This window comes from Paenibacillus sp. MDMC362 (genome assembly GCF_003269305.1).
Classification (GTDB): domain Bacteria; phylum Bacillota; class Bacilli; order Paenibacillales; family Paenibacillaceae; genus Paenibacillus_AQ.
The window spans coordinates 75,778-96,721 of record NZ_QLYT01000025.1; the positions used below are offsets into that span (position 1 = coordinate 75,778).

16 protein-coding genes are annotated in these 20,944 nt (G+C 50.0%); all 16 read left to right on the forward strand.

The window, feature by feature from the left end; translation table 11 throughout:
* The 16 genes from DP091_RS14315 to DP091_RS14390 all read left to right on the forward strand — a co-directional run bounded on the left by DP091_RS14315 (position 1) and on the right by DP091_RS14390 (position 20,934).
* Positions 1–837: a carbohydrate ABC transporter permease gene (locus tag DP091_RS14315; protein ID WP_113058931.1), complete on the forward strand. Its 837-nt coding sequence runs from the start codon at positions 1–3 to the stop codon at positions 835–837.
* 5 nt (positions 838–842) lie between these two features.
* Positions 843–3,323 carry a family 43 glycosylhydrolase gene (locus DP091_RS14320; protein WP_258394510.1) on the forward strand — a complete coding sequence of 827 codons (2,481 nt, stop codon included), beginning with the start codon at positions 843–845 and terminating at the stop codon, positions 3,321–3,323.
* 37 nt (positions 3,324–3,360) lie between these two features.
* Entirely contained in the window at positions 3,361–5,127 is a 1,767-nt protein-coding gene (locus tag DP091_RS14325; RefSeq protein WP_113058933.1) for a glycoside hydrolase family 2 protein, read from the forward strand.
* A 940-nt stretch (positions 5,128–6,067) separates the two neighbouring features.
* Positions 6,068–6,478: a DUF6157 family protein gene (locus DP091_RS14330; protein WP_113058934.1), complete on the forward strand. Its 411-nt coding sequence runs from the start codon at positions 6,068–6,070 to the stop codon at positions 6,476–6,478.
* A 289-nt stretch (positions 6,479–6,767) separates the two neighbouring features.
* Complete coding sequence (locus DP091_RS14335; protein ID WP_113058935.1) at positions 6,768–7,781, forward strand: LacI family DNA-binding transcriptional regulator; 1,014 nt, start codon at positions 6,768–6,770, stop codon at positions 7,779–7,781.
* A 13-nt stretch (positions 7,782–7,794) separates the two neighbouring features.
* Positions 7,795–9,231 (forward strand): extracellular solute-binding protein, encoded by a 1,437-nt coding sequence (locus tag DP091_RS14340; RefSeq protein WP_258394511.1) that lies wholly within the window; start codon positions 7,795–7,797, stop codon positions 9,229–9,231.
* Positions 9,232–9,300: 69 nt separating this feature from the next.
* Positions 9,301–10,173, forward strand: coding sequence for an ABC transporter permease subunit (locus tag DP091_RS14345; protein ID WP_113058937.1), 873 nt, complete (start codon positions 9,301–9,303; stop codon positions 10,171–10,173).
* Between the two features lie 8 nt (positions 10,174–10,181).
* Positions 10,182–11,048, forward strand: coding sequence for a carbohydrate ABC transporter permease (locus tag DP091_RS14350; RefSeq protein WP_113058938.1), 867 nt, complete (start codon positions 10,182–10,184; stop codon positions 11,046–11,048).
* Between the two features lie 22 nt (positions 11,049–11,070).
* Complete coding sequence (locus tag DP091_RS14355; RefSeq protein ID WP_113058939.1) at positions 11,071–12,393, forward strand: CehA/McbA family metallohydrolase; 1,323 nt, start codon at positions 11,071–11,073, stop codon at positions 12,391–12,393.
* Between the two features lie 335 nt (positions 12,394–12,728).
* Entirely contained in the window at positions 12,729–13,988 is a 1,260-nt protein-coding gene (locus DP091_RS14360) for an MFS transporter (protein ID WP_113058940.1), read from the forward strand.
* A 151-nt stretch (positions 13,989–14,139) separates the two neighbouring features.
* Positions 14,140–15,162, forward strand: coding sequence for an ROK family protein (locus DP091_RS14365; RefSeq protein ID WP_113058941.1), 1,023 nt, complete (start codon positions 14,140–14,142; stop codon positions 15,160–15,162).
* Between the two features lie 128 nt (positions 15,163–15,290).
* The gene (locus tag DP091_RS14370) at positions 15,291–16,502 is read left to right on the forward strand and encodes an MFS transporter (RefSeq protein WP_113058942.1); all 1,212 of its coding nucleotides are present in this window, start codon (positions 15,291–15,293) and stop codon (positions 16,500–16,502) included.
* A 379-nt stretch (positions 16,503–16,881) separates the two neighbouring features.
* Positions 16,882–17,157, forward strand: a complete 276-nt coding sequence (locus DP091_RS14375) for an acyl carrier protein (RefSeq protein WP_113058943.1) — start codon at positions 16,882–16,884, stop codon at positions 17,155–17,157.
* Positions 17,144–18,658 (forward strand): ATP-grasp domain-containing protein, encoded by a 1,515-nt coding sequence (locus DP091_RS14380; RefSeq protein ID WP_113058944.1) that lies wholly within the window; start codon positions 17,144–17,146, stop codon positions 18,656–18,658. The genes DP091_RS14375 and DP091_RS14380 overlap by 14 nt, the downstream gene beginning before the upstream one ends.
* Positions 18,659–18,680: 22 nt before the next feature.
* On the forward strand, positions 18,681–19,787 hold the full coding sequence (locus DP091_RS14385; protein WP_113058945.1) for a glycosyltransferase family protein: 1,107 nt from the start codon (positions 18,681–18,683) through the stop codon (positions 19,785–19,787).
* Positions 19,759–20,934, forward strand: coding sequence for a radical SAM protein (locus DP091_RS14390; protein ID WP_113058946.1), 1,176 nt, complete (start codon positions 19,759–19,761; stop codon positions 20,932–20,934). The genes DP091_RS14385 and DP091_RS14390 overlap by 29 nt, the downstream gene beginning before the upstream one ends.
* Positions 20,935–20,944: the final 10 nt, after the last annotated feature.

Below are 20,944 nucleotides of genomic sequence, written 5' to 3' on the forward strand. Positions count from 1 at the left end.
GTGAAACGGGAAAAAATGACGGACCTCTGGTCGCTGCTGCTGTTGTTATGCGGTTCGATCTTTATGGTCGCACCGTTCATATGGACCATATCGACCTCGTTAAAGGATCGGCGAAACGTATTTGAGATTCCTCCACAATGGATTCCCGATCCGTTTACGTTCGACAACTATGCGAAGGTTTGGCTGGAGTCGCCCTTGCTGCATGGATTTATGAACAGCTTGATCATCGTGGTGATCGTCCTGACGATCGGGATGCTGATATCCGCGATGTCGGCCTATGCCTTTGGCAAATTCGAATTTCCTTACAAAGGCATGCTGTTCATGGGTTTGCTCGGGACGATGATGATTCCGTATTCGGTCGTTATGATACCGCAATATATCGGATTCTCCAGGCTGGATTGGGTGGATACACTGCTGCCGCTCATTATACCTGGCCTGTTCGGCAACATCGTTGTCATCTTTTTCATCCGCCAATATTTGCAAAGCGCGATGCCAACGGAATTGATCGAAGCGGCGAAGATCGACGGCTGCAGCTTTCCGGGCATTTTCTTCAAGATCGCGCTGCCGATCATGAAGCCCGCGCTCGCCGCCCAAGCCGCCCTTGGCTTTATGGGCATCTGGAACGATTTTCTCGGTCCGCTGATTTACCTGCATACGCCCGAGAAGCAAACGATTCAAGTGCTGATCGCTTCCATGCAGGCGATGTACATTGGCCAGTCGGATTATCCGATGATCATGGCGGCCGCTATCATCGCCATGGTGCCGGTGATCATTGTGTTCTTTTTCTGCCAACGATACTTTATCGAGTCGATGGCAATCAGCGGAATCAAGGGGTGAGGCACATGCCAATAAGTATGCCGCGCCTGTCGAAGATCGTTTGTTGTCTTGGTATGTTAGGATTAGCGGCCGGATTGGCATTGTCGGGATGCGACTCAAGAACGAAACCGGAGGCGGTCGATTTGGACATTTACAATGAAAAGATGTACGCCAATCCTTTTCCTTCCCTAGAGGAAGAATGGGAGGATTACGGCAACGGGGACCCGTATATACTGCGGCATGACGGCCGCTATTATCTGTATGTCAGTACAAAGGATCACCGGACGGGCATCAAGGCGTGGACATCGGACAATCTGGTTGATTGGAGGTATGCGGGGCTGGTGACGGAGGATCCCGTATCGACCGGCGCCTACGCACCTGAAGTGATTTACTGGAACGGCTGGTTCTATCTCTACACGTCTCCGGCAGGAAAGGGGCATTATGTGTTTCGCAGCGAATCGCCGACAGGCCCGTTCGAACGGATCTCGGACAACGTTGGGATGAGCATTGACGGCTCGGTGTTTATCGACGAAGACGGCTCCTGGCTGTTTACGCATGCAGGTTCGTCGGGCATTGTCGGCGTTCCGATGAACGGACCGGCCGATTTCGGTGTAGGACAGACGATCCCAGGGCCCTATCTGGGACATTGGACGGAAGGGTCCATGATCATCAAACGCAACGGAACCTATTATATGACCTATACTGGCAATCATGTGTTCAGCAAAGGTTACCGCATTCATTATGCCGTGTCGCATGATTCGGCGCTTGGCCCGTACAGTATTCCGGCCAACAACCCGCTCGTCATCAGCACTAAGCCGGACTTTTACGGGCTTGGCCACAGCTCGACGGTAATGGGGCCCGATCTGGATTCCTATTATCTTGTGTATCATAACTTGACGGGAAGATCCCAGGAAGGCCCGCCCGTACGTCGGATGAACATCGACCGGCTTGTATTCAACGGAGACAAGATGGAGATTCTGGGGCCTACGAATTACGATCAGCCCGTCCCGGGAGGGCCGGTCTTTGCTGATAGGCTGGACGCAGAGGCCATCGATCAAAGCCGTTGGGAAGCATCAGATTCTGGAGGAAGTGCACAAATCATTAGCAAGGTGAGCACGGATGGAATCTTTACTGCCGAATATAACTTGGTTCCCTCGAAGGCCCACGTCGCCGCGTTGTTTGCGTATCAGGACGCGAATCAATACGGGTTCGCCGAAATCGATCCGGAGCAAAACGGGTTATCCTTAGGCAGAATGCAGGACGGCAGCCGCAAGGTGCTTGCCACGGTGGAGCTTCCCACAGATACGGATTGGTCCAAGCTGCACACGATTCGCGTCGAGCGCGGAGAAGATCGGCTGCGGGTTTACCTGGACGGCGTTCTGAAGCTGGATCAATCGGCGGTACCGTTCGGACCAGGTAAAATCGGTTATCGATACCAAACCGGCGAGCCGAGCTTTTCGTATACGGCATTCTCGAATCACGCCTCCGGCAGCAGCGACTTCGAAACGGCCAAACCGCTTCCCGGCAGCATGGAAGCCGTACACTACTTAAGCGGTGAAGGCAGAGGCTTCTCGGTCCGCCATCCATCGGAAGCAGGCGCATGGCGCGGTTCGGACGGTACGGCGATTAAGATGGCAGAGGATGGAAGCTATTCGGCTTCGCTGACGGAAAAAGGCGACTGGTTGCGTTATGCCGTGAACGTGTCGGAATTCGGAACGTATGCGCTCGACCTGACGGTCAAGGCCGGAATGGGGCCGACATCCTTCAAGCTGCTCGTGGACGATAAGAAGGTCGACAACTATAAAATTGACGGCAGCCATTACTCGGGTAGCGGCAGCGAACCTTGGGTTAAAATTCGGGTTGGGTCTCTAAAGCTCGAAAAAGGATTACATAGCCTTGCCATTCAATTGGACAGCGACCATACGATGGAATGGAAAACGATGGACTTCGAACTGGTCGACATGCAACCGTTCAAGTTGGAGCATCTTCTGGAACAAACAAGCTCCGAGGATGTTTACGGCCAATGGATCGAAACGGAAGGCGGGTATGCCGGCGCAGCCGATTCCGATGCCAAGATGTATGGAGGAAGCGCCCTTTGGACCGATTATCGCATCCGAACGACCGTCAAACTGGGCGACGATCCGTCCGGTCAGGCGGGCGTGCTCTTTCGAGTGACTAACGAGTCGGATTTCCGGGATCAAGTGAGCGATTCGCTGATGGGATATTTCCTTGCAGTCAGCGCTACGAAGCTTGAGCTGTACAAACATAACTACGATTCCGAATTGCTGCACAGCGTCAAGGTTTCGCTTGAAGCAAACGAGCCGGCAAGCTTGCGAATTGAAGCGGTACGAGGCACGATTCGCGTATATGTGCAGGACGGGGAAGAGCCGGTCCTGACCTATGATGATCCCCGGGCATTCATGCAGGGGAGAGTAGGCCTCCGATCGGTTCATGCGGAACAGATCGAGCTCGGCGACTTAACGGTGGAATCCATGGATACGAAATAGAAACGATAAACTAACAGAAGATGGAGAGTGGAACATAATGTCTAGCTCGCACAAATATATTAAAGACTACCCTCGCCCGCAATTCGTGCGTGAAAACTGGGAAAATCTGAACGGGGAATGGGATTTCCGTTTTGACGATGCATGGGAAGGGGAAAGCGGCAAGTGGTACGACCGTCTTGATGCCGACCGCAAAATTACGGTCCCCTTCGCGTTTGAGACAAAAGCAAGCGGCATTGCGGACGAATCATTCCATCCCTGCGTATGGTATGAGCGGATGGTTGCCATACCTGCCAAGGAAGCAGGCAAACGTATCCTGCTGCATTTTCAAGCGGTCGATTACTCGGCGACCCTGTGGGTCAACGGAAACAAAGTCGGCACGCATGAGGGTGGATACGCAGCCTTTTCCTTCGACATTACCGATGCGGTTGAGGTCGGCCTGGAGAACAGGATTACCGTTAGGGCCGTGGACAGCAGCAGCTGTACCCAACCGCGCGGCAAGCAGCGGTGGATGAAGGACAACTTCGGCTGCTGGTACGTGCAGACGACGGGGATATGGCAGACAGTATGGATCGAGTACGTGAATCCGATTCATATTAACCGGGTAAAAATAACGCCGGAGCTGGAACGCGGGTCGGCCAATTTCTGTTATGAACTGGGCAACGTAGGGCAGGACTACGAGGGATTGACCCTGCAGACCATCATCCGGTTTGACGGTAAGCTGATCCGATCAACGGAAACGAGCGTAGAGCGCGGCACCGTCGCCATTGACGTGAGCGTTGTTAACGAGGCCGTGGGCGAGTGGAAGATCAAGCCGTGGCATCCGAACCATCCGAATTTATACGACGTCGAGATGATCTTGAAGCAACACGGAAAGCCGATCGACACGGCCTATTCTTATTTCGGCATACGGAGCATCCGGATCGTAGGCGATCAGGTCATACTGAATCATACACCGATCTATCAGAGACTGCTGCTGGACCAGGGCTATTGGAACGATACGCATTTGACGCCTCCATCGGAGGAAGCGATGCTGGAGGACATCGACAAAACGCTGGCCCTTGGCTTTAACGGTGTGCGCAAGCATCAGAAGCTGGAGGATCCCCGGTACTTATATTGGTGCGACCGCAAAGGGCTGCTGGTATGGTCGGAGATGCCATCAACCTACGAATTCAGGGACGATGCGGTTGAGCGATTCACGAATGAGTGGATGGCTGTCGTCAGGCAGTATTACAATCATCCTTCCATCATTGCATGGGTGCCGTTCAACGAGTCCTGGGGGATAACTGACATCGCCACCGACCGCAAGCAGCAGCAATTTACGGAATCGATCTATCACTTGACCAAGGCATTCGACCAGATGCGGCCGGTCATCGTGAACGACGGCTGGGAACATACGATTTCGGACATCATAACACTCCACGATTATGAAGAGATAGGCGCTATGCTGGAAGAGCGATATCGGGACAAAGACGCGCTGTTAGGCAACAAATTCGCGCATAACACGCATCGTTATCCATTCGCGCAGGGGTATGGCTATCGAGGCCAGCCTGTGATCATCAGCGAATACGGCGGCATCGCCTTTACAAGCGAAGAGGGTTGGGGCTACGGCAATCAGGTTCGTAACGAGGACGAATTTTTGAAGCGATACGAAGGAATTACGCAAGCGATTAAAAATTTGCCATACGTGAGCGGATTCTGCTATACGCAAATTACGGACGTTCAACAGGAAGTGAACGGCTTGCTGACGATCGAGCGCAAACCGAAAGTGAATATGGAAGCGATACGACGCATAAACCTGGCCTAGGTGGATTTGGACAGGATTCGAAGCACAGAACTGACATAGGTGAATATAGACTGGATTCGAAGCTGGACCTGGAGTAAGCGGTTATGGACTCGATACGAAGCATTAACCTGGCAGGTGAATATGGACTAGAAACGAAGCTAGACCTGGCATAAGCGAATAGAGAACGTAACCATACTTTCTTCTGGAAAAGGTTTAGTTTTCTCGCGAGATGCAGGAATGCACAGAAGCAGCAGGGACCCGTCAATCGACAGGTCCCTGCTGTTTCTTCCAGTCGTTTAGGATTTTATTTTCCATATCAAGGGGAAAATACATGCAATAGAATACTCCACCAAAGTGATGGATACGAAGAAGTTTAAGGATAAGATGGTTATATGAATAAGATGGTTTATATGGATAAATACATCGGGTTCTTCTAAAGGATCAACTGTGGCAGCGATAATAAGAGCCCAATTAACAATAGCCCTATTTTCAAATTGGAAGTAAAAATAGGCAGGTGCACTGATGTATGCGGACAGGAGGTCCGCTATTTCCCAACAAATTCACCAATTTCATGTCTTAGCGGACACAGAATCCGTTATTCTCGTTTTTATTTCTGTTTTTGCGGCGATATACCGGTAATAGCGGAACCTGTGTCCGCTTAATCTTATATTTAGCACCTTTGGACGCAAATAGCGGAACCATGGTCCGGACGGAGTTAGTATAATAGCTTCTTACTCATAATTAGGCACGAGACCTGATGCGACCCGATACAAACCAATGTGACCTGATGCGAACCGCTGTAAACCGATGCCAACCGAAAATAATCGATGTGACCGATGCGTACCGCTATATACCGATGCGAATCCCTAAGGACTATCGCTCCAAACAAAATGAGGATATGATGTTGCTAAGGGAAAGTTAGCACGAGAGAACCAACATGAATGGGAGGTAACTCTTACATATGAAAGATATGAATTATTACGACACCTTTATTCAAGTTGCCGAAGACTGCCCTGTCAGCGCGGCAATCGTTCCGAAAGCGAAAGGCGAGTCGAGGACCATCCCGGTAATTCAGTATGAGATGCTGTCGAACCACCCTTACCGCTACACGCAAGAGGATGTGTTATACGAAGTGTTTGCGGAGCGCAATCAAATCTCGGAGCAGGAAAGAGCAGCAGCTCGCGAGAAGTTTTTCTCCAAAGGGCAGCCTTGTCTCCGAACCTCGTCCCTGGGCAAACGCAATGGCTGGGGTATTCATCATGACCCTCAAGGGAAAGTCGCGATTTATGCCGTAGAGTCAGAGGAGTACGTAAAACTCATGAACGATAAAGGCATAACTCAATGTAAGGCGATGCGTTCAAAACGAGCCTAGAGCTCGATCGGGGAGAAATCACCTAATATGGAAACCCGGATACGATAGGGGTTGGTTTTACATGAATATACATGCGTAGAAAGTCGCCTAATAGGTGGCTTTTTTTGGTTTGTCGGGAAAACGAGAGCAGCATCCCTCATCAAGTTGGTGCAGAGATTTTAATTTTTAATTAACAAAAACCTGCATTCTATTAAATTATTCTTTTTTACAATCAATGGCGTAGGGTTATTAAACCGGTTTAATGATCCAGCAGATAATGAGAATTTGCTAGAGAAAGGAACAACCATAGATGGCTACCATTGATGACGTTGCCAGAAGGGCTGGAGTATCCAAAGGGACCGTATCCAGTGTGTTCAGCAAAAAAAGGCCGATCAGCCAGCAAGTGACGGAGCGGGTACTAGAGGTAGCCCAAGAGCTGGGATATTTCCCGAATCATCTGGCCCGAAGCCTCGCGATCAAGAGGACGATGAGCATCGGCCTCAAGATCCCTCTCCCGCCTGATGGGACGATGACGGCTTTCGATACTCAGTTGATTAACGGTGTCATCAAAGAATGCTCCAAGCAGGGCTACCGCTTAGTGCTCGACACTTTGCCCGAGCACGATGATCCTACGATGTATTCGCAGGATCCTGTCGATGGGGTCATTCTGCTCAACCCGCGAAAGAATGATTTACGTATCCAACGGTATCTGATGATGGGCACACCCCTAGTGCTGGTGGGGCGCTCGGATCCATATGACGATTCGATCAGCTACGTGGATAACAACAACACGAACGTGGCTCATCAGGTAGGAGATTATTTGCTTCAAGGAGGACATCAATCCATCCTCTTCCTGAATGCAGCCTCCGATATGACTGTGTCCTATGATCGAAAACATGGCTTATTGGAAGCTTATCGCCAGTACGGTCTGCCGATGCGCGAAGAGTACGTGATGTACTACAACCACAGGCTGCATGCCAACGGTACGGAATACGGATACATGTCCATCATGAATACCTATGGAAACATGAATTATACGGCAATCATTACCGATACGGACAGAGTAGCTCTTGGCGTGCTGAGGGCAGCCAGGGAGCTTGATATTGAGGTGCCCGAACAGCTATCGGTCATCGCCCTCAGCAATGATGCGATTTTAGCTCAAGATATGAATCCAAAGCTGACATCTGTGGAGTTGTCGGCTGAGACGCTTGGAGCTGAAGCAGCCAAGCTGTTGATCGAGAAAATAAGCGATAAACGTGTCCACAGGCAAATCATTATCCCCGCACAGCTGGTAGTGAGGGATTCCTGCAAAGTTCTTTCCTAATGACGAATAAGGAGTGGTTAGCTTGGTTAAACGAAACAAAATCATGATCGCGATCATGGCCGTATCTCTGTTCGGTGGGCTGCTTGCGGGCTGTTCCCCGAGTCCAGGCAGCAGCATTCAGGAGGGCAGCAATGCCGCATCGCAAGCTGCATCGAAAGAAGAACGCACGCTCAAAATCATGACGGGGGTCATCGGCGGCAAAACGCCTGAAGAGAATACGCAGTTCGAGCAGGAAATCGAGCGTCTAACCGGCATCAAGGTAACGATGAACAAGCCGGCTGCTGACTATGACCAGAAGCTGCTTGCAGCGATCGCTTCCGGAGAAAAGTTCGACCTGCTGCAAATCAGCAAAGAGAAGATGTCCACCTTCGTTGAACAAGGAATTCTTACGCCGCTGACCGATCAAGTGAACGGCTCCAAGAGGCTGTCGGATCCAAACGTCATTCCCGCGAATGAGTGGGAACAAGTAAAGACGAAGGATGGCCAGATCTACGGCGTGTTCACCAAGTATCAGGGAGGAACGATGCCGATCGTTCGCAAGGACTGGCTGGACGAATTAAACCTGCCGGAGCCTGCAACGCTGGACGATTATTACAACGTCCTTAAAGCGTTCACCGAACAAGATCCGGACGGAAACGGCAAAAAAGACACGTACGGACTCAGCACGGCCGGCATGTATGAGCTGCAGGGGTTCTTCAGCGCAGCGGGCTTGAAACAACGATATGTGGAAACGGCGGATGGCAAGCTGGACGTTCCATATTCTACAGATGCGGCCATCCCGGTTTATGAATGGCTGAACAAGCTTTTTGAGGAAGGCATTCTGGATCCGAACTTTACCACGAACGACACCGGTAAAATGCGAGACCTGTTCCTGACCGACCGTGTCGGCATGATTACGTACTGGGATGCTTGGGTAGGCATGCTGAACAATACGCGCCACGAGCAAGATCCCAATACGAAATTCGAAGCGAAGGGCTTGCCTGGTGCAGCCGACGCGAACGGCAACCACATGCTGCGCAGAGGCGATCCGGATGTTTGGGTTATTCCCGTCAATGCGGAGCATCCGAAAACAGCCTTTGAATTCATTGAATGGTGGCATTCCGAGGAAGGTATTACGCTGGGCAGCTTAGGCATAAAGTATGTGGATTACACGGTTGCCAACGGCAAATACGAACTGACCCAAACCGGTAAAGAGCATGCTTCCGACCATGGCGTTCCTTTCTGGTATAACCGCAACGTCGAACCGCCTTTCGGTAAACTGCCGGGCGTCCAGGAAGCGCAGGATCTCGTCGATCAATACGCTTCCTTGGAATTAACGCCTCCGAACTGGGCGAATGCCGAGAAGATTATCAATGAATATTCCTTCAAAGCGATCATGGGCGAGATGCCGGCTGCCGACGCCGTAAAGAAAATGCGAGAAGAGCTTAAAGCAGGCGGACATATCGATTAAAGCATGAAGAGGAGGGGCGGTGATGACGCCGCGCCCTTCTTTATTTTTTTAATAAGGGGGCGAAATTCCGTGAAAGCCATATTCAAATACAAAACCCTATATTTTATGATGCTTCCTATCCTGGCCTACTTCCTCATTTTTTCCTTTTATCCGCTTGCCCGGGGACTTGTTATCAGCATTCAAGATTACCGGCTTATCGGAGATCGTCCGTTTATCGGCATCGATAACTATCTGAGTGTGCTAAAGGATCCGGCTTTTTGGGAAGTTTTTCAGAATACGATCGTGATCGGCGCCGGAAGCTTTATCATCAACTTCGTGTTGCCGCTGATTCTCGCGCTCTCCTTAAATGAAGTGGCTTCCGCCTGGTTCAAAAAAATGACCCAAATGATCGTCTATTTACCTCATTTATTCTCTTGGGTGGTCGTAGGCGGGATGTGGATTCTACTGCTGTCTCCGGATACGGGCATCGTGAACCAAATCATTCAGCTCTTCGGCGGCCAATCGGTCGGGTTCCTGTCTTCGGACCGTTATGCCCGCTTCGTCTTGATCCTGACTTCCGGATGGAAAGAAATGGGATACACCTGCATTATGTACCTGGCCGCCATCGTAAACATCAATCCATCGCTTTATGAGGCTGCGAGCATGGACGGAGCCAGTCGCTGGCAAAAGATACGATTCGTAACCATACCGATGCTTCGCTCCACCATGAAAGTGGTCATTATGTTGAACGTGTTGGGAATCCTGCGTTTGTTTGATCAAATATTCGTGATGAGTAACGGCGCCATTGCCAATAAAGTCGATGTCATTATGATGTACACCTACCAAAAGGGGATATTGGAATTTAGCGTTGGACCTGCTACGGCGGCCGGCTTCCTGGTGATTTTGGCAACATTCGCGCTAACGTATGTAACAAGAGCGGTGATCCGCTACGATGAAGGGTGAGTCGGTATATGAAACCAACGAATAAAATCAGCTTGCCGGGCCGTGTGTTTGATGTGGTCAATATTCTGTTCCTCCTTCTGCTCGTGTCAACCATGGTTATTCCTTTTTTAAATACGCTTGCGCTTGCATTTTCATCAAATTTTGCTTCCATGCAGCCCGGGATCGTACTGTGGCCTAAGGAATTCAGCCTGGAGGGATTCTCCACGGTATGGAACCGCATGAAGCTTTATTTGCCATTTACGAACAATGTCATTGTGACCGTTGTCGGTACCGTAGGTCATGTGTTCCTAAGTTCTATGGCAGGCTATGTGCTGATTCAAAAAGGGCTTCCCGGAAAAAGGTGGATGTTATCCGCGATCCTGTTAACGATGATGATTCCGAGCGAGGCGATCATGATTCCGCTGTATATCGTGAATCAGGATTTAGGACTTCTGAACACGTTGTCCTCACTCATACTTTCTGGCTTCGTATCCGGGTTCAGCGTCATGCTCATGCGAAATTTCTTTTTGAGCGTCCCTTACGAGATGTCGGAATCTGCGCGGATCGACGGAGCCGGGGATCTTCGGATTTTCTTTACGATGTACTTGCCGCTTGCGAGAGCAGGGCTGGCAACAGTTACGCTGTTTGAATTTGTCAGCCGCTGGAACCAATTCACGCCAGCCCTCCTGTATATAAATGACTCGTCCAAATATACGCTGCAGATCGCGTTGAAATCGCTCATCGTCGATACCGATTCGACCTCGAGCAATTTTCTTATTACGACCAATGTCAGAATGGCAGGGATTGTCATTGCCCTTCTTCCGCTGATCGTCATCTATCCGTATGTGCAAAAGTATTTTGTCAAAGGAATGTTTGTCGGCGCAAATAAAGAATAAGCAGAATTGAGGAGGCAGTCGTATGACCAAACAAAGCGAGCGAATGAACACATCGGCTTTCAAACGATATATTGAGCATTCGGAACAAAGTACGTATATCGAAGTTCCGTTCCAAATGCCGGAGCGTGTCGAAGAAATCCACGTGAGCTATCTGGTGGAATCCCACGGCGGTGATGCCGCAAAAGCCGTCATTGATCTAGGGATCCGGGACGCCGAGAGAGTAAGAGGCTGGAGCGGAGGGGCACGTCATGAATTTAGCATCGGTCTGAATCAAGCGACTCCAGGATATCTGCCTGGACGGTTGGCTCCAGGAAATTGGGCTATTCTCCATAACGCATACAAGGTTCCCGTTCAGGGTTGTACGGTCACGATACAAATCGAGTTTACCTACAAGACATCGCGCTGGCTGAAGGGAGATCTTCACACGCATAGCGTTCATAGCGACGGCACTTATACCTTGGAAGAGAACGCGGCCATGATGGAGAGTCTGGGCTGCGATTTTATAGCCATGACCGATCACAATACGAACAGTCAAAACCTTGCGTATCCCCGCGGGACCTCGGTACTGATGATACCGGGTACGGAGTTTACGACGAATTATGGTCATAGTAATTTTCTTGGCGTGACGAGCCCTATGGATGATTTTCGCGTATCGGGAATTTCCGATGTGCACGAGAAGTTTCGAGTCGCCCGCGAACGGGGAGCCAAGATTGTGCTCAACCATACGCACTGCGATAACTGCCCGTGGGAATGGGATTTCGAGGTGGATTACGACTGGGTAGAAATTTGGAACGGACCTTGGAGAGAGCACAACAGACGCGCGCTTTCTTGGTGGCAGGAGCAGCTCGTTACCGGAAAGCGCCTGGTAGCCGTAGGGGGAAGCGATGTGCATCGACCGGATTCACATGTAAAACATGCGATGCCATGCGTATGGGTCTGGACCGATGAAAAAACGGTGGAAGGCGTGCTGAACGGCATTGCGGAAGGCCATGTCGTCATCACTTATTCGCCTGACGGCCCATTTGCCACCCTTCAGTGCGGCGAATACGGAGTTGGTGATGAAGTGCCCTATGAGCATGCTGATCACGAGGTGATCGTTCAACTGAATGGTTTGATTGCTGGCGATCTGATCCGAATATACAGCGAGCGCGGGCTCGAGGAAGAAACTTCTGTTGACTCGGAAGGAGGCGTTACACTGACGGTTAACGCCATGCATAGGAGATTTTTGCGGGCTGAAATTTGGCGGATTTTCGAACAGGCGGATGGGCTGTCGATGGCGGCAGTGACAAACCCGATTTATTTTGCTTCAAAAGAAGTTACGCAATCATCGAATCACGAGGGTTAAAGCCTCGATCATACATCATCGCTATGTAAAAGAAGCGTGGAGCATGACTCTGACCGAAGCGCTAAGCTGATCCAAGGAGAAGAAGCTGGAATCCCTGAAGGATCTGAACGACGATATCGTCAAGTTCCAGATGCTATGGATAACAACCAGGGATTGGCGCTTGATACTCTCATGCAACAGCATGTTTCAGTCCGTCTGAAGCCATTGTCCAATCGTGCCGATCCATTGAGGCGAATTATAATCGATAAAATGAGCAATTAAGAAGAAATTTCGCATTTCATTTTAAGTTAAAATGAGTATAATTCGCTTAAGATCATACACGAAAGGGTGGGACGATGTCAGAAATCGTAGATGATAAGAAAATCCATTGGAAGAGGAATATCATTCTCTTCTTAAGCAGCCAGACACTGTCGCTGTTTGGTTCTGCCTTGGTGCAATATGCCATCATGTGGTACATTACACTGACTACGCAGTCAGGCCTCATGATGACGCTGTATATTATTTGCGGATTCATTCCGACGTTTTTGCTGTCGCCGTTTGCAGGCGTTTGGGCGGACCGCTACAACCGTAAATCACTCATTATGATTGCGGATGCTATGATCGCGGTGGTTACGCTGATATTGGCCATTACGTTTATGCTTGGCTACCAAGCGGTTTGGCTGCTGTTTGTCATTTCTGCCGTACGCGCACTCGGGGCAGGCATTCAGACACCCGCGGTCGGAGCGATATTGCCTCAAATCGTGCCGCAAGAGAAGCTAACCAAAGTTAACGGCATCAACGGCAGTCTACAAGCCCTGACCATGTTCGTAGCACCCATCGTCAGCGCCGCTTTGCTCACCATGGCAACGATCGAGGTGATTTTCTTTATCGACGTCGTTACGGCTGCGATCGCAATTTTCACCTTGTTTGTCTTTCTCAAAATTCCCCTGCACAAAAAGGCTTCTGATACGCAAAGCACAGGCTACCTGGACGACTTCAAGGAGGGCTTGGCGTATATTAAACAGCATGCCTTTTTAAAATCCTTTTTTATTTTCTTCGCTATTTTCTTTGTGCTTATGGCACCTGCTGCCTTTCTGACTCCGCTGCAGGTTACCCGCAGCTTCGGTGACGACGTATGGCGCTTGACGGCAATCGAGATCGCGTTTTCCGTCGGCATGATGGCAGGAGGAGGGATCATCGCGTCATGGGGCGGCTTCAAAAATAAAGTGTACACGATGGCGATTGCCAGCCTCATCATGGCCGTATCCACTTTTGCGCTCGGCATTGTCCCTGTATTCTGGATTTACTTAGCCATTATGGCCGTGTTCGGAGTAGCGATGCCCATATTTAATACGCCGACCACCGTCATGCTGCAGGAGAAGGTGGACGAAAATTATTTGGGACGTATATTCGGTGTCTTCGGGATGATTTCGACTTCCATGATGCCCATCGGGATGCTGATATTCGGACCGCTTGCCGACGTGGTCAAAATCGAATGGCTGCTGGTCGGTACCGGACTGTTCATGCTCGTCCTTACTGTGTTCTTCGCACGCAACAAGCGTTTGATCGAAGCGGGCATGCCGCTTCCGGAAGAACAAGAGGCCGCTACGCATTAATGCCAAAAGGCCTTGAGCAACATGAAAGCCGTATGGTTTCTGCGGCTTTTTTTGTTGTATATGCAGGATCGTGTCGTTTTAAATAACAGCAAAAGTAGTTTATTATAAGGATGACTTCGATTATGGATGAGACAGGTGTACAGGGGGGCCTATGAAAAAAGCAAACGCTAATTTAATGAAAGAAATCAATTTAAATCATGTCCGCAAAGTCATGAAGCGTGTCGAAACGGCGACGAAGCCCCAATTGGCCTCGCTGACCAAGCTGAGTGTAGTTACGGTGAATTCCTTGGTCAAGGAGCTGTATGAGCTTGGGGAGTTGTTTGAAGACGATCCCGTTCCATCCAATGGCGGAAGACCCGCGCTAACTTATAGATACAATTATAATTTCAGCCTTGCTCTTGTCGTTTATTTGAAGGAGAAGCAGGGAGCGGAGCTAATCTCCGCAACTGTGGTGAATTTGGAAAATGACCTGTTGGCCAAAGAAGAATACATTTTGCCAGTGTTCGAGCGACAGCGTTTTTATGAGATTATTGAGCATTTCGTTGAGCTATATCCCTCCATAAAGGTCATTGGCATCGGTATCCCGGGACAGGCTGTCAATGGAGAAATTACGGTAAGCAGTCATCAAGAATTAACGGGGTTTCGCATGATTGAAGAGATTGAATCTCAGTTTGGACTGCCTGTTATAGTCGAGAACGACGTGAATGCAGCCATAAGCGGATATTCGATGAAGGAGAGCTTGGAAGAAGACCAGTGTATGCTCGGCATCTATTTTCCAATGAAATATCCGCCTGGCATGGCTATTTATCTCGACGGGAAGATTGTTAAAGGAAAGAACGGCATGTCTGGAGAGATCAAATTTTTGCCCATGGGCGTGGATTGGAATCGCGAGATGACAACGGAGAAGTTTGTGCATGCCATATGTCATATTATACATACCGTCAATGCCGTTCTGGCTCCTGACAAAATCGTGATTTATCAATACAGAATAGAGGCGGAAGCTTGGACTCGGGCATGGGAAGTTTATCGGCATCATCACCCCATGCCATCTTATCCTGAAGTGGTGTTGAAGCAGACATTTCAAGAGGACTTTGAGGCAGGCATGTGCTGGCTAACCCTGCAAGAATTGGAGCCGACCCTTGATCTTGCAGTTGATCGGAACCCTCGGAATTAAATTCGGGGGTTACTGTGGTTGGATCTTGACAAAGAAAAGATGCTGCTGCATATTAAATAAATAAACTTTATAAAGTTACTTTATTTAACGGAGAGAAAGATGTATTCACATTGGGAGAAGGTGTGCTTTTGGCAACATGGTTTTTGATTATTATTTATCTGGCTTTCATTAGTTTGGGACTACCCGATTCCTTACTTGGATCAGCCTGGCCCGTGATATGGCCCGACATTGGGTCTTCCGTCGGCTCTGCAGGAATCGTGTCCATGGTTATTGCAGGAGGCACCATCGTATCGAGTTTGGCAAGCGGCTCCATGATCCAACGGTTAGGGACGGGGAGAATCACCCTGTTTAGCTGCATCCTAACTGCAGGAGCGCTGCTTGGTTTCTCTATGGCACCCTCCATGGCCTGGTTTGTCGTTCTGGCCATTCCATTGGGACTGGGGGCGGGTGCCGTGGATGCCGCATTGAATCTTTATGTTGCTGAGAACTACAAGGCGCATCATATGAACTGGTTACACTGCTTTTGGGGTGTAGGGGCAACAATGGGCCCCCTCATCATGTCCTCTTACATTGCAGATCACAACACCTGGAGGAGCGGATATACGGCTGTATCCGTAATTCAATTCTCGCTTGTTATCATTTTGCTTATTACGCTGCCTATATGGAAGCGACTCGCTGCAATGCGGGAGCTTCAGCAACCACAGAATGAATCCAATGTCGTCACGGATTCACGGCAACAGGAGCAGACCGTAATAACAAGCATATTTCGAATTAGAGGCGTTAAACCAACTCTTACAGCATTTTTATTCTATTGTGGGGTCGAATCCACGGTGGGGTTGTGGGGAGCCAGTTACCTTGTAGGTGCTAAAAATATTTCTGCCGATACGGCTGCCGTATGGATCTCTTTATATTATGGCGGCATTACGCTAGGAAGATTGATTACCGGTTTTATCACGCTCAAGGTCGCCAATCGTCTGTTGATCCGCTATGGACAGCTCATCACCATACTAGGGGGGATCATCCTTATGCTGCCTCTTACTCCATCCTTTTCTCTGTTGGGATTTATGCTGATTGGCCTTGGCCTTGCCCCGATATATCCTGGTCTTCTTCATGAAACGCCAGCCCGATTTGGAAAAGAGCATTCGGCGAAACTTATGGGATATCAAATGGCTGTCGCCTATACGGGGACCACGTTGCTTCCTCCCATGGTTGGACTTATCGCTTCGCAGACAAGCATCGGATTATTCCCTTCCGTTGTGCTGGCATTTCTAATCTTCATGTGGCTGAGTGCAGAGAAAGTGAACCGCATTTTATACAAGCAAGTAAAAGCAGGGATGTAGCTGCTAGCGTAATCCATAGAAAAACTTCCCAGAGATCGTGCTGCACCCAACGCATACTTGTTGGCGTAATTGTCGCATAAATAGAGATAGGAGCTGATGACCTTACAGCTCCTTTTTTTGCTAGAACAAGAGAGCGTACACACATAGGAAGCCGTCGATTATGCGGCTGATTTAATACTTATCAGCGTGCAGCATTCGGCAAGGTTCACTCTATCGAATCATGGTATATTTTTTGTTGACAGATTTTAACACCGAGCAGATAATAATTGTAACTATGGAAAAAGGAGGGAATCGTTTAAGAAGTTTGTATTCAAATGGAATCTCTAAACGTAAGGATTCGGTTGTACCTCTTAAATCAACCCTTTAAAGGAGTGTAGTCATGTACGATAAAATCGTAGACATTTTGTGCTCTATCAAGGAAGACCAACCGGAACTCCGCCAAAGCCTGTCCCCCGAAACGGATCTAAACAACGATATAGGCCTCGATTCCCTGCAAATGATCCAGTTTATGCTCAAAGTCGAAGATCAGTTAAACGTGGTCATTGACTATGACCAATTCGATTACGAACACCTCCAGTCGATCGACACATTTATCACTTTCCTCAAAAGCTGCCAATCGCAGGAGCAGCCCTTGTACGAAGATGTCAAACAATGAACCCCATGTGATTCCGAAAATTGTGATGGGTACCTTCGATCCTGAAACCCGCTGGAGGGATCCGGCTCTGGCCCGGCTGCCCGCGATGCCCGATAAGGAACGAGAATCGATTGTCCTATGCATGGACGAGCTGCTTTTTCCATTTTGCGGACAGGACGACGTCCTTCACACGCGTTGCAAAATTGATCCTGCGCTGCACGAATACCTGAACGGACTGGGTTTTGCTTTTCGTTCCCGTTATCACTTTGATTTGAACGATGAGGATAAATCGTTACCAGGATCGGATGTGTTCAAACAGTGTATGTTCAGCCTTGCAGCCAAACAAACCCAGGATCTTTTGCCGGCAAACAGGATGCGGCAGACTGCCGCTGCCGGTTATTCAAAGGGTGTGGTCTTGCCGGAATCAACCCCTTCCATATATGCCGCTAACGGTTTACGGCAAAGACAATCACCGGATGAGGCTTTGTTCTCCGACGCCGCACATATTCTTTCGCCGTACGCTATTACGGCAGAAACGGAAGCTTACCTTCATGCTGCCGAACCGTTTAATTCATTACCGGACATGGAGACGGTTGTACGTGTGAACTCCAAGATATACTCGAGCAGGCTCCTGAATAGAATCGGCGAGAAAAGCCGGGGCTTGGAGGCAAACAGCGCTGCGGAAGTAGAGGTGATGGGAACTACCCTTCTGAAACGAGGGCCATATCTGCTGAAAGACCCTTTCGGTGTTTCGGGCAAGGGCAACCTGCTCATCGACAGTGAAGCCACGCAGCGGAGGATCGCAGAGCACCTGCGTAGACAGGAGGGGAGCGGATTGCAGGTTCAATTCCTGCTGGAGCCCCTGCTGCCAAAGGTGACCGACTTCAGTTCCCACTGGTTCATCCGGGAGAATGGAAAGACGGAGTTCATCTCCGTACAGCGGATGATGAATCACCAGCAAAACTACAGCGGGTCTATCAAAGCCGATGAATCTTTTACCGGCATGCTTGAGAACGCCGGTTATTTTACCGTGATGGAGAAAGCGCTCCGGGCTCTGGTCGAGGACGGCTATCACGGCTTCGTCTGCTTCGACTCCATGATACTGGAGGATGGAGAGGTCGTATCCATTGTGGAGATCAATGCCCGCAAGTCCATGGGACTGATTAACGCCTATCTCGATGAATGGTCGGAACCATGCGGCCATACCGGCTGGCTTACGTTTTTCTCACTCGGTCTTCCGGAAGGCTTCACATTCGGGAAACTCCTGCAAGCTTTACGCGAATCCAGTCTTTTGTTAATAACACCCGGGGATTTCGGAATCATACCGCTATCATCCAATACCGTCATGGTGAACGAGATTCTGACCCGGCGCCGTATCGCCGAAGGAGTACAGAACAAGCGAGGCATTCTGAAAGGGCGGCTGTATGTATCGGTGGTGGGCCGTGACGACAGACACCGCAGCCAACTGGTCGAAAGGCTGCGGCAGGTGCTCGCCGACTTGTCCCTTAAAGTGTACAACTAAATCTGGAACCTGGAGGCTGCCCATGTGTTCATCTTCGGTTACCTTGCTGGCGTCCGGGAATTCTCTCGGCGCATACATTCCGGCTATGCATCTGCACACGTACCTGCGAAGAAGAGGTGTCGGAACGGACGTTCAAGTTCTGGAAAACTTGTATCACGAAGAAGTCCGGCACAAGATTCGGTCCACTAAAAAAGCATTCCACGCGGATTTCTCCGTTGCCCGTATGGGGCATAAGCTGGCCAAGCCCGTTGACTCTTCTCTCGACGAGGAGGCGGTTCGGAGGATGCTGGAAGGCTGGAGACAGGCAGGTATCTCCCGCTTTGCAGTCTTTACCGGCTTCTGGCTGCCGATTCTGGAGCGTTATAAGGAAGCTGCAGGCATCCCTCTGGATATCCGACTGATTCGGTTGGATGCGATTGATACACCGTCTTATAAGGTGCACAAGCAATTATACCTAGGCTATGACAACGTCTGGTTCTACGATCCTTCAAAGCTGTCGCCGGGCAGCTATCTTGCTTCGGACGAAGAAGAACCTCTGCCTTATGCGCAGCGTACCGCACGCATTCTGATCCATGGCGGTGGCTGGGGGATCGGGACCTATGCCGGGACGATCTCAGAACTTCAAAAGCTCGGCCACAGCCTTGATGTGATCGTATATGATCCCTCCGAGGTAAAGGAGGACGACGGGGTTACGCGCTACTTCGGAACGGAGACCGCCTGGGATCCGTGGAGCAAGGATGCGCACGGGTGTCACACGTTTCCGCCGATGGTCCGTTATGTCCGGCAAGACGATGTTCTCCGGGAGTTTCCGCTCGGGAGTTACTCCGCTTACACGGACCTGATGCGTAATTGCGCCGCAATCATCAGCAAACCGGGGGGAGCGACGCTAAACGACTCTTTGGCGTTCGGAATCCCTTTTGTTATGCTGGAACCGTTCGGCGACCATGAGTTTCATAATGCAGATTATTGGGAATCCCGTGGTTTCGGTATCCGTTTTGCGGAGTGGAAAGCCCGGGATTTTTCAAAACCTAAACTGCAGGAGATTTGCAGATATTTGCTGGAGCAGCGATCCAAAATCAACCATTATGGGAGGAACATCGATGCAGCCGAAAACAGCAGTTACGTTTGATAAACTGACATTCCGCAATATGAAAAGAACCCTGGTGCCGCTAGCGGAAACGGGAAGGAAGCTCAAGGAGGATCCGACATATGCGGCCCCCGTGCCTTATGAGATCGGGATCAAGCTTAATAACGGCTGCAACCTGCGCTGCAAGCACTGCTTCGAATGGAATCCGGAAGGCTTCCATCACGGCTTTGCCAAAGAAGTAAAGAACGACGAAATCGAGATTCCTGTCGTGGAGAAGCTGCTGGCCGAAACGAGAGAACGCAAATCGCGCGTATTCCTGTGGGGCGGGGAGCCGCTGTTCTACTCCAAGTTTGATGAACTGGCGGAGCTGCTGGCCAAAGAAGACCGGTACACAACGATTTGCACGAACGCGATCCTCATTGAACAGAAGCTGGATTCCATTTTGAAGATGTCAGAAAATCTGGTCATGCTGGTCAGCCTCGAAGGCTTCGAGAAAGAGAATGACGCGATCAGGGGCAAAGGCACGTTCAAGAAAGTGATCCACGCCATAGAGCTGCTGCTGGATTTACAAAAGCAGGGCCTGTACAAAGGCAAAGTGTCCGTAGCTCTGACGGTAAATGATCAGATGGTCGGCCAGCTATACAGCTTTATGGAATTCTTTGAAGAGATGGGCGTAGATTCGGTATATTTCTGCTTCCCTTGGTACATCCCTTCCGGGACCGCGGAGAGAATGGACGCCTACTTCGATGCTCATTTCCCGCACCTTGCCTCCCGCTTCGCGGACGACCACAAGAACAGCTGGCACTCCTTCACGTTCCATATCTCGCCGGACCATTTTGACACGCTGATCGAAGAGCTGAAACGTGTCAATTCGCGTGTATGGAATGTACGGATACGCTATCAACCGGCACTGGAGCCCGAAGAGGTGGAAGGGTTTATCCGGGGAAGCGAGAAGCCGGCCATGAACCGGACGAAGTGCTTCTCGATCTCGAACCGGATGGACGTAATGCCGGACGGCAAAGTGAATCCGTGCAAGTTTTTCCCGGAATTCAGTGTCGGCAATCTGTATGAAGATAGCGTGGCGGATATATTCCATGGCGAGGATCTTCGGAAACAGCGCGAGGTTCTGGCCTGCGGTCTGATGCCGATTTGTTCAAAATGCGTACTGCTTTATAACAATGGAGTTTAAGCGTTTAAAC

Bases quoted from the DNA above. Each gene is read 5' to 3' on its own strand.
- DP091_RS14320 (WP_258394510.1), top strand. From the start codon at position 843: ATGCCAATAAGTATGCCGCGCCTGTCGAAGATCGTTTGTTGTCTTGGT.
- DP091_RS14325 (WP_113058933.1), top strand. From the start codon at position 3,361: ATGTCTAGCTCGCACAAATATATTAAAGACTACCCTCGCCCGCAATTC.
- DP091_RS14330 (WP_113058934.1), top strand. From the start codon at position 6,068: ATGAAAGATATGAATTATTACGACACCTTTATTCAAGTTGCCGAAGAC.
- DP091_RS14335 (WP_113058935.1), top strand. From the start codon at position 6,768: ATGGCTACCATTGATGACGTTGCCAGAAGGGCTGGAGTATCCAAAGGG.
- DP091_RS14350 (WP_113058938.1), top strand. From the start codon at position 10,182: ATGAAACCAACGAATAAAATCAGCTTGCCGGGCCGTGTGTTTGATGTG.
- DP091_RS14355 (WP_113058939.1), top strand. From the start codon at position 11,071: ATGACCAAACAAAGCGAGCGAATGAACACATCGGCTTTCAAACGATAT.
- DP091_RS14360 (WP_113058940.1), top strand. From the start codon at position 12,729: ATGTCAGAAATCGTAGATGATAAGAAAATCCATTGGAAGAGGAATATC.
- DP091_RS14365 (WP_113058941.1), top strand. From the start codon at position 14,140: ATGAAAAAAGCAAACGCTAATTTAATGAAAGAAATCAATTTAAATCAT.
- DP091_RS14375 (WP_113058943.1), top strand. From the start codon at position 16,882: ATGTACGATAAAATCGTAGACATTTTGTGCTCTATCAAGGAAGACCAA.
- DP091_RS14380 (WP_113058944.1), top strand. From the start codon at position 17,144: ATGTCAAACAATGAACCCCATGTGATTCCGAAAATTGTGATGGGTACC.
- DP091_RS14385 (WP_113058945.1), top strand. From the start codon at position 18,681: ATGTGTTCATCTTCGGTTACCTTGCTGGCGTCCGGGAATTCTCTCGGC.
- DP091_RS14390 (WP_113058946.1), top strand. From the start codon at position 19,759: ATGCAGCCGAAAACAGCAGTTACGTTTGATAAACTGACATTCCGCAAT.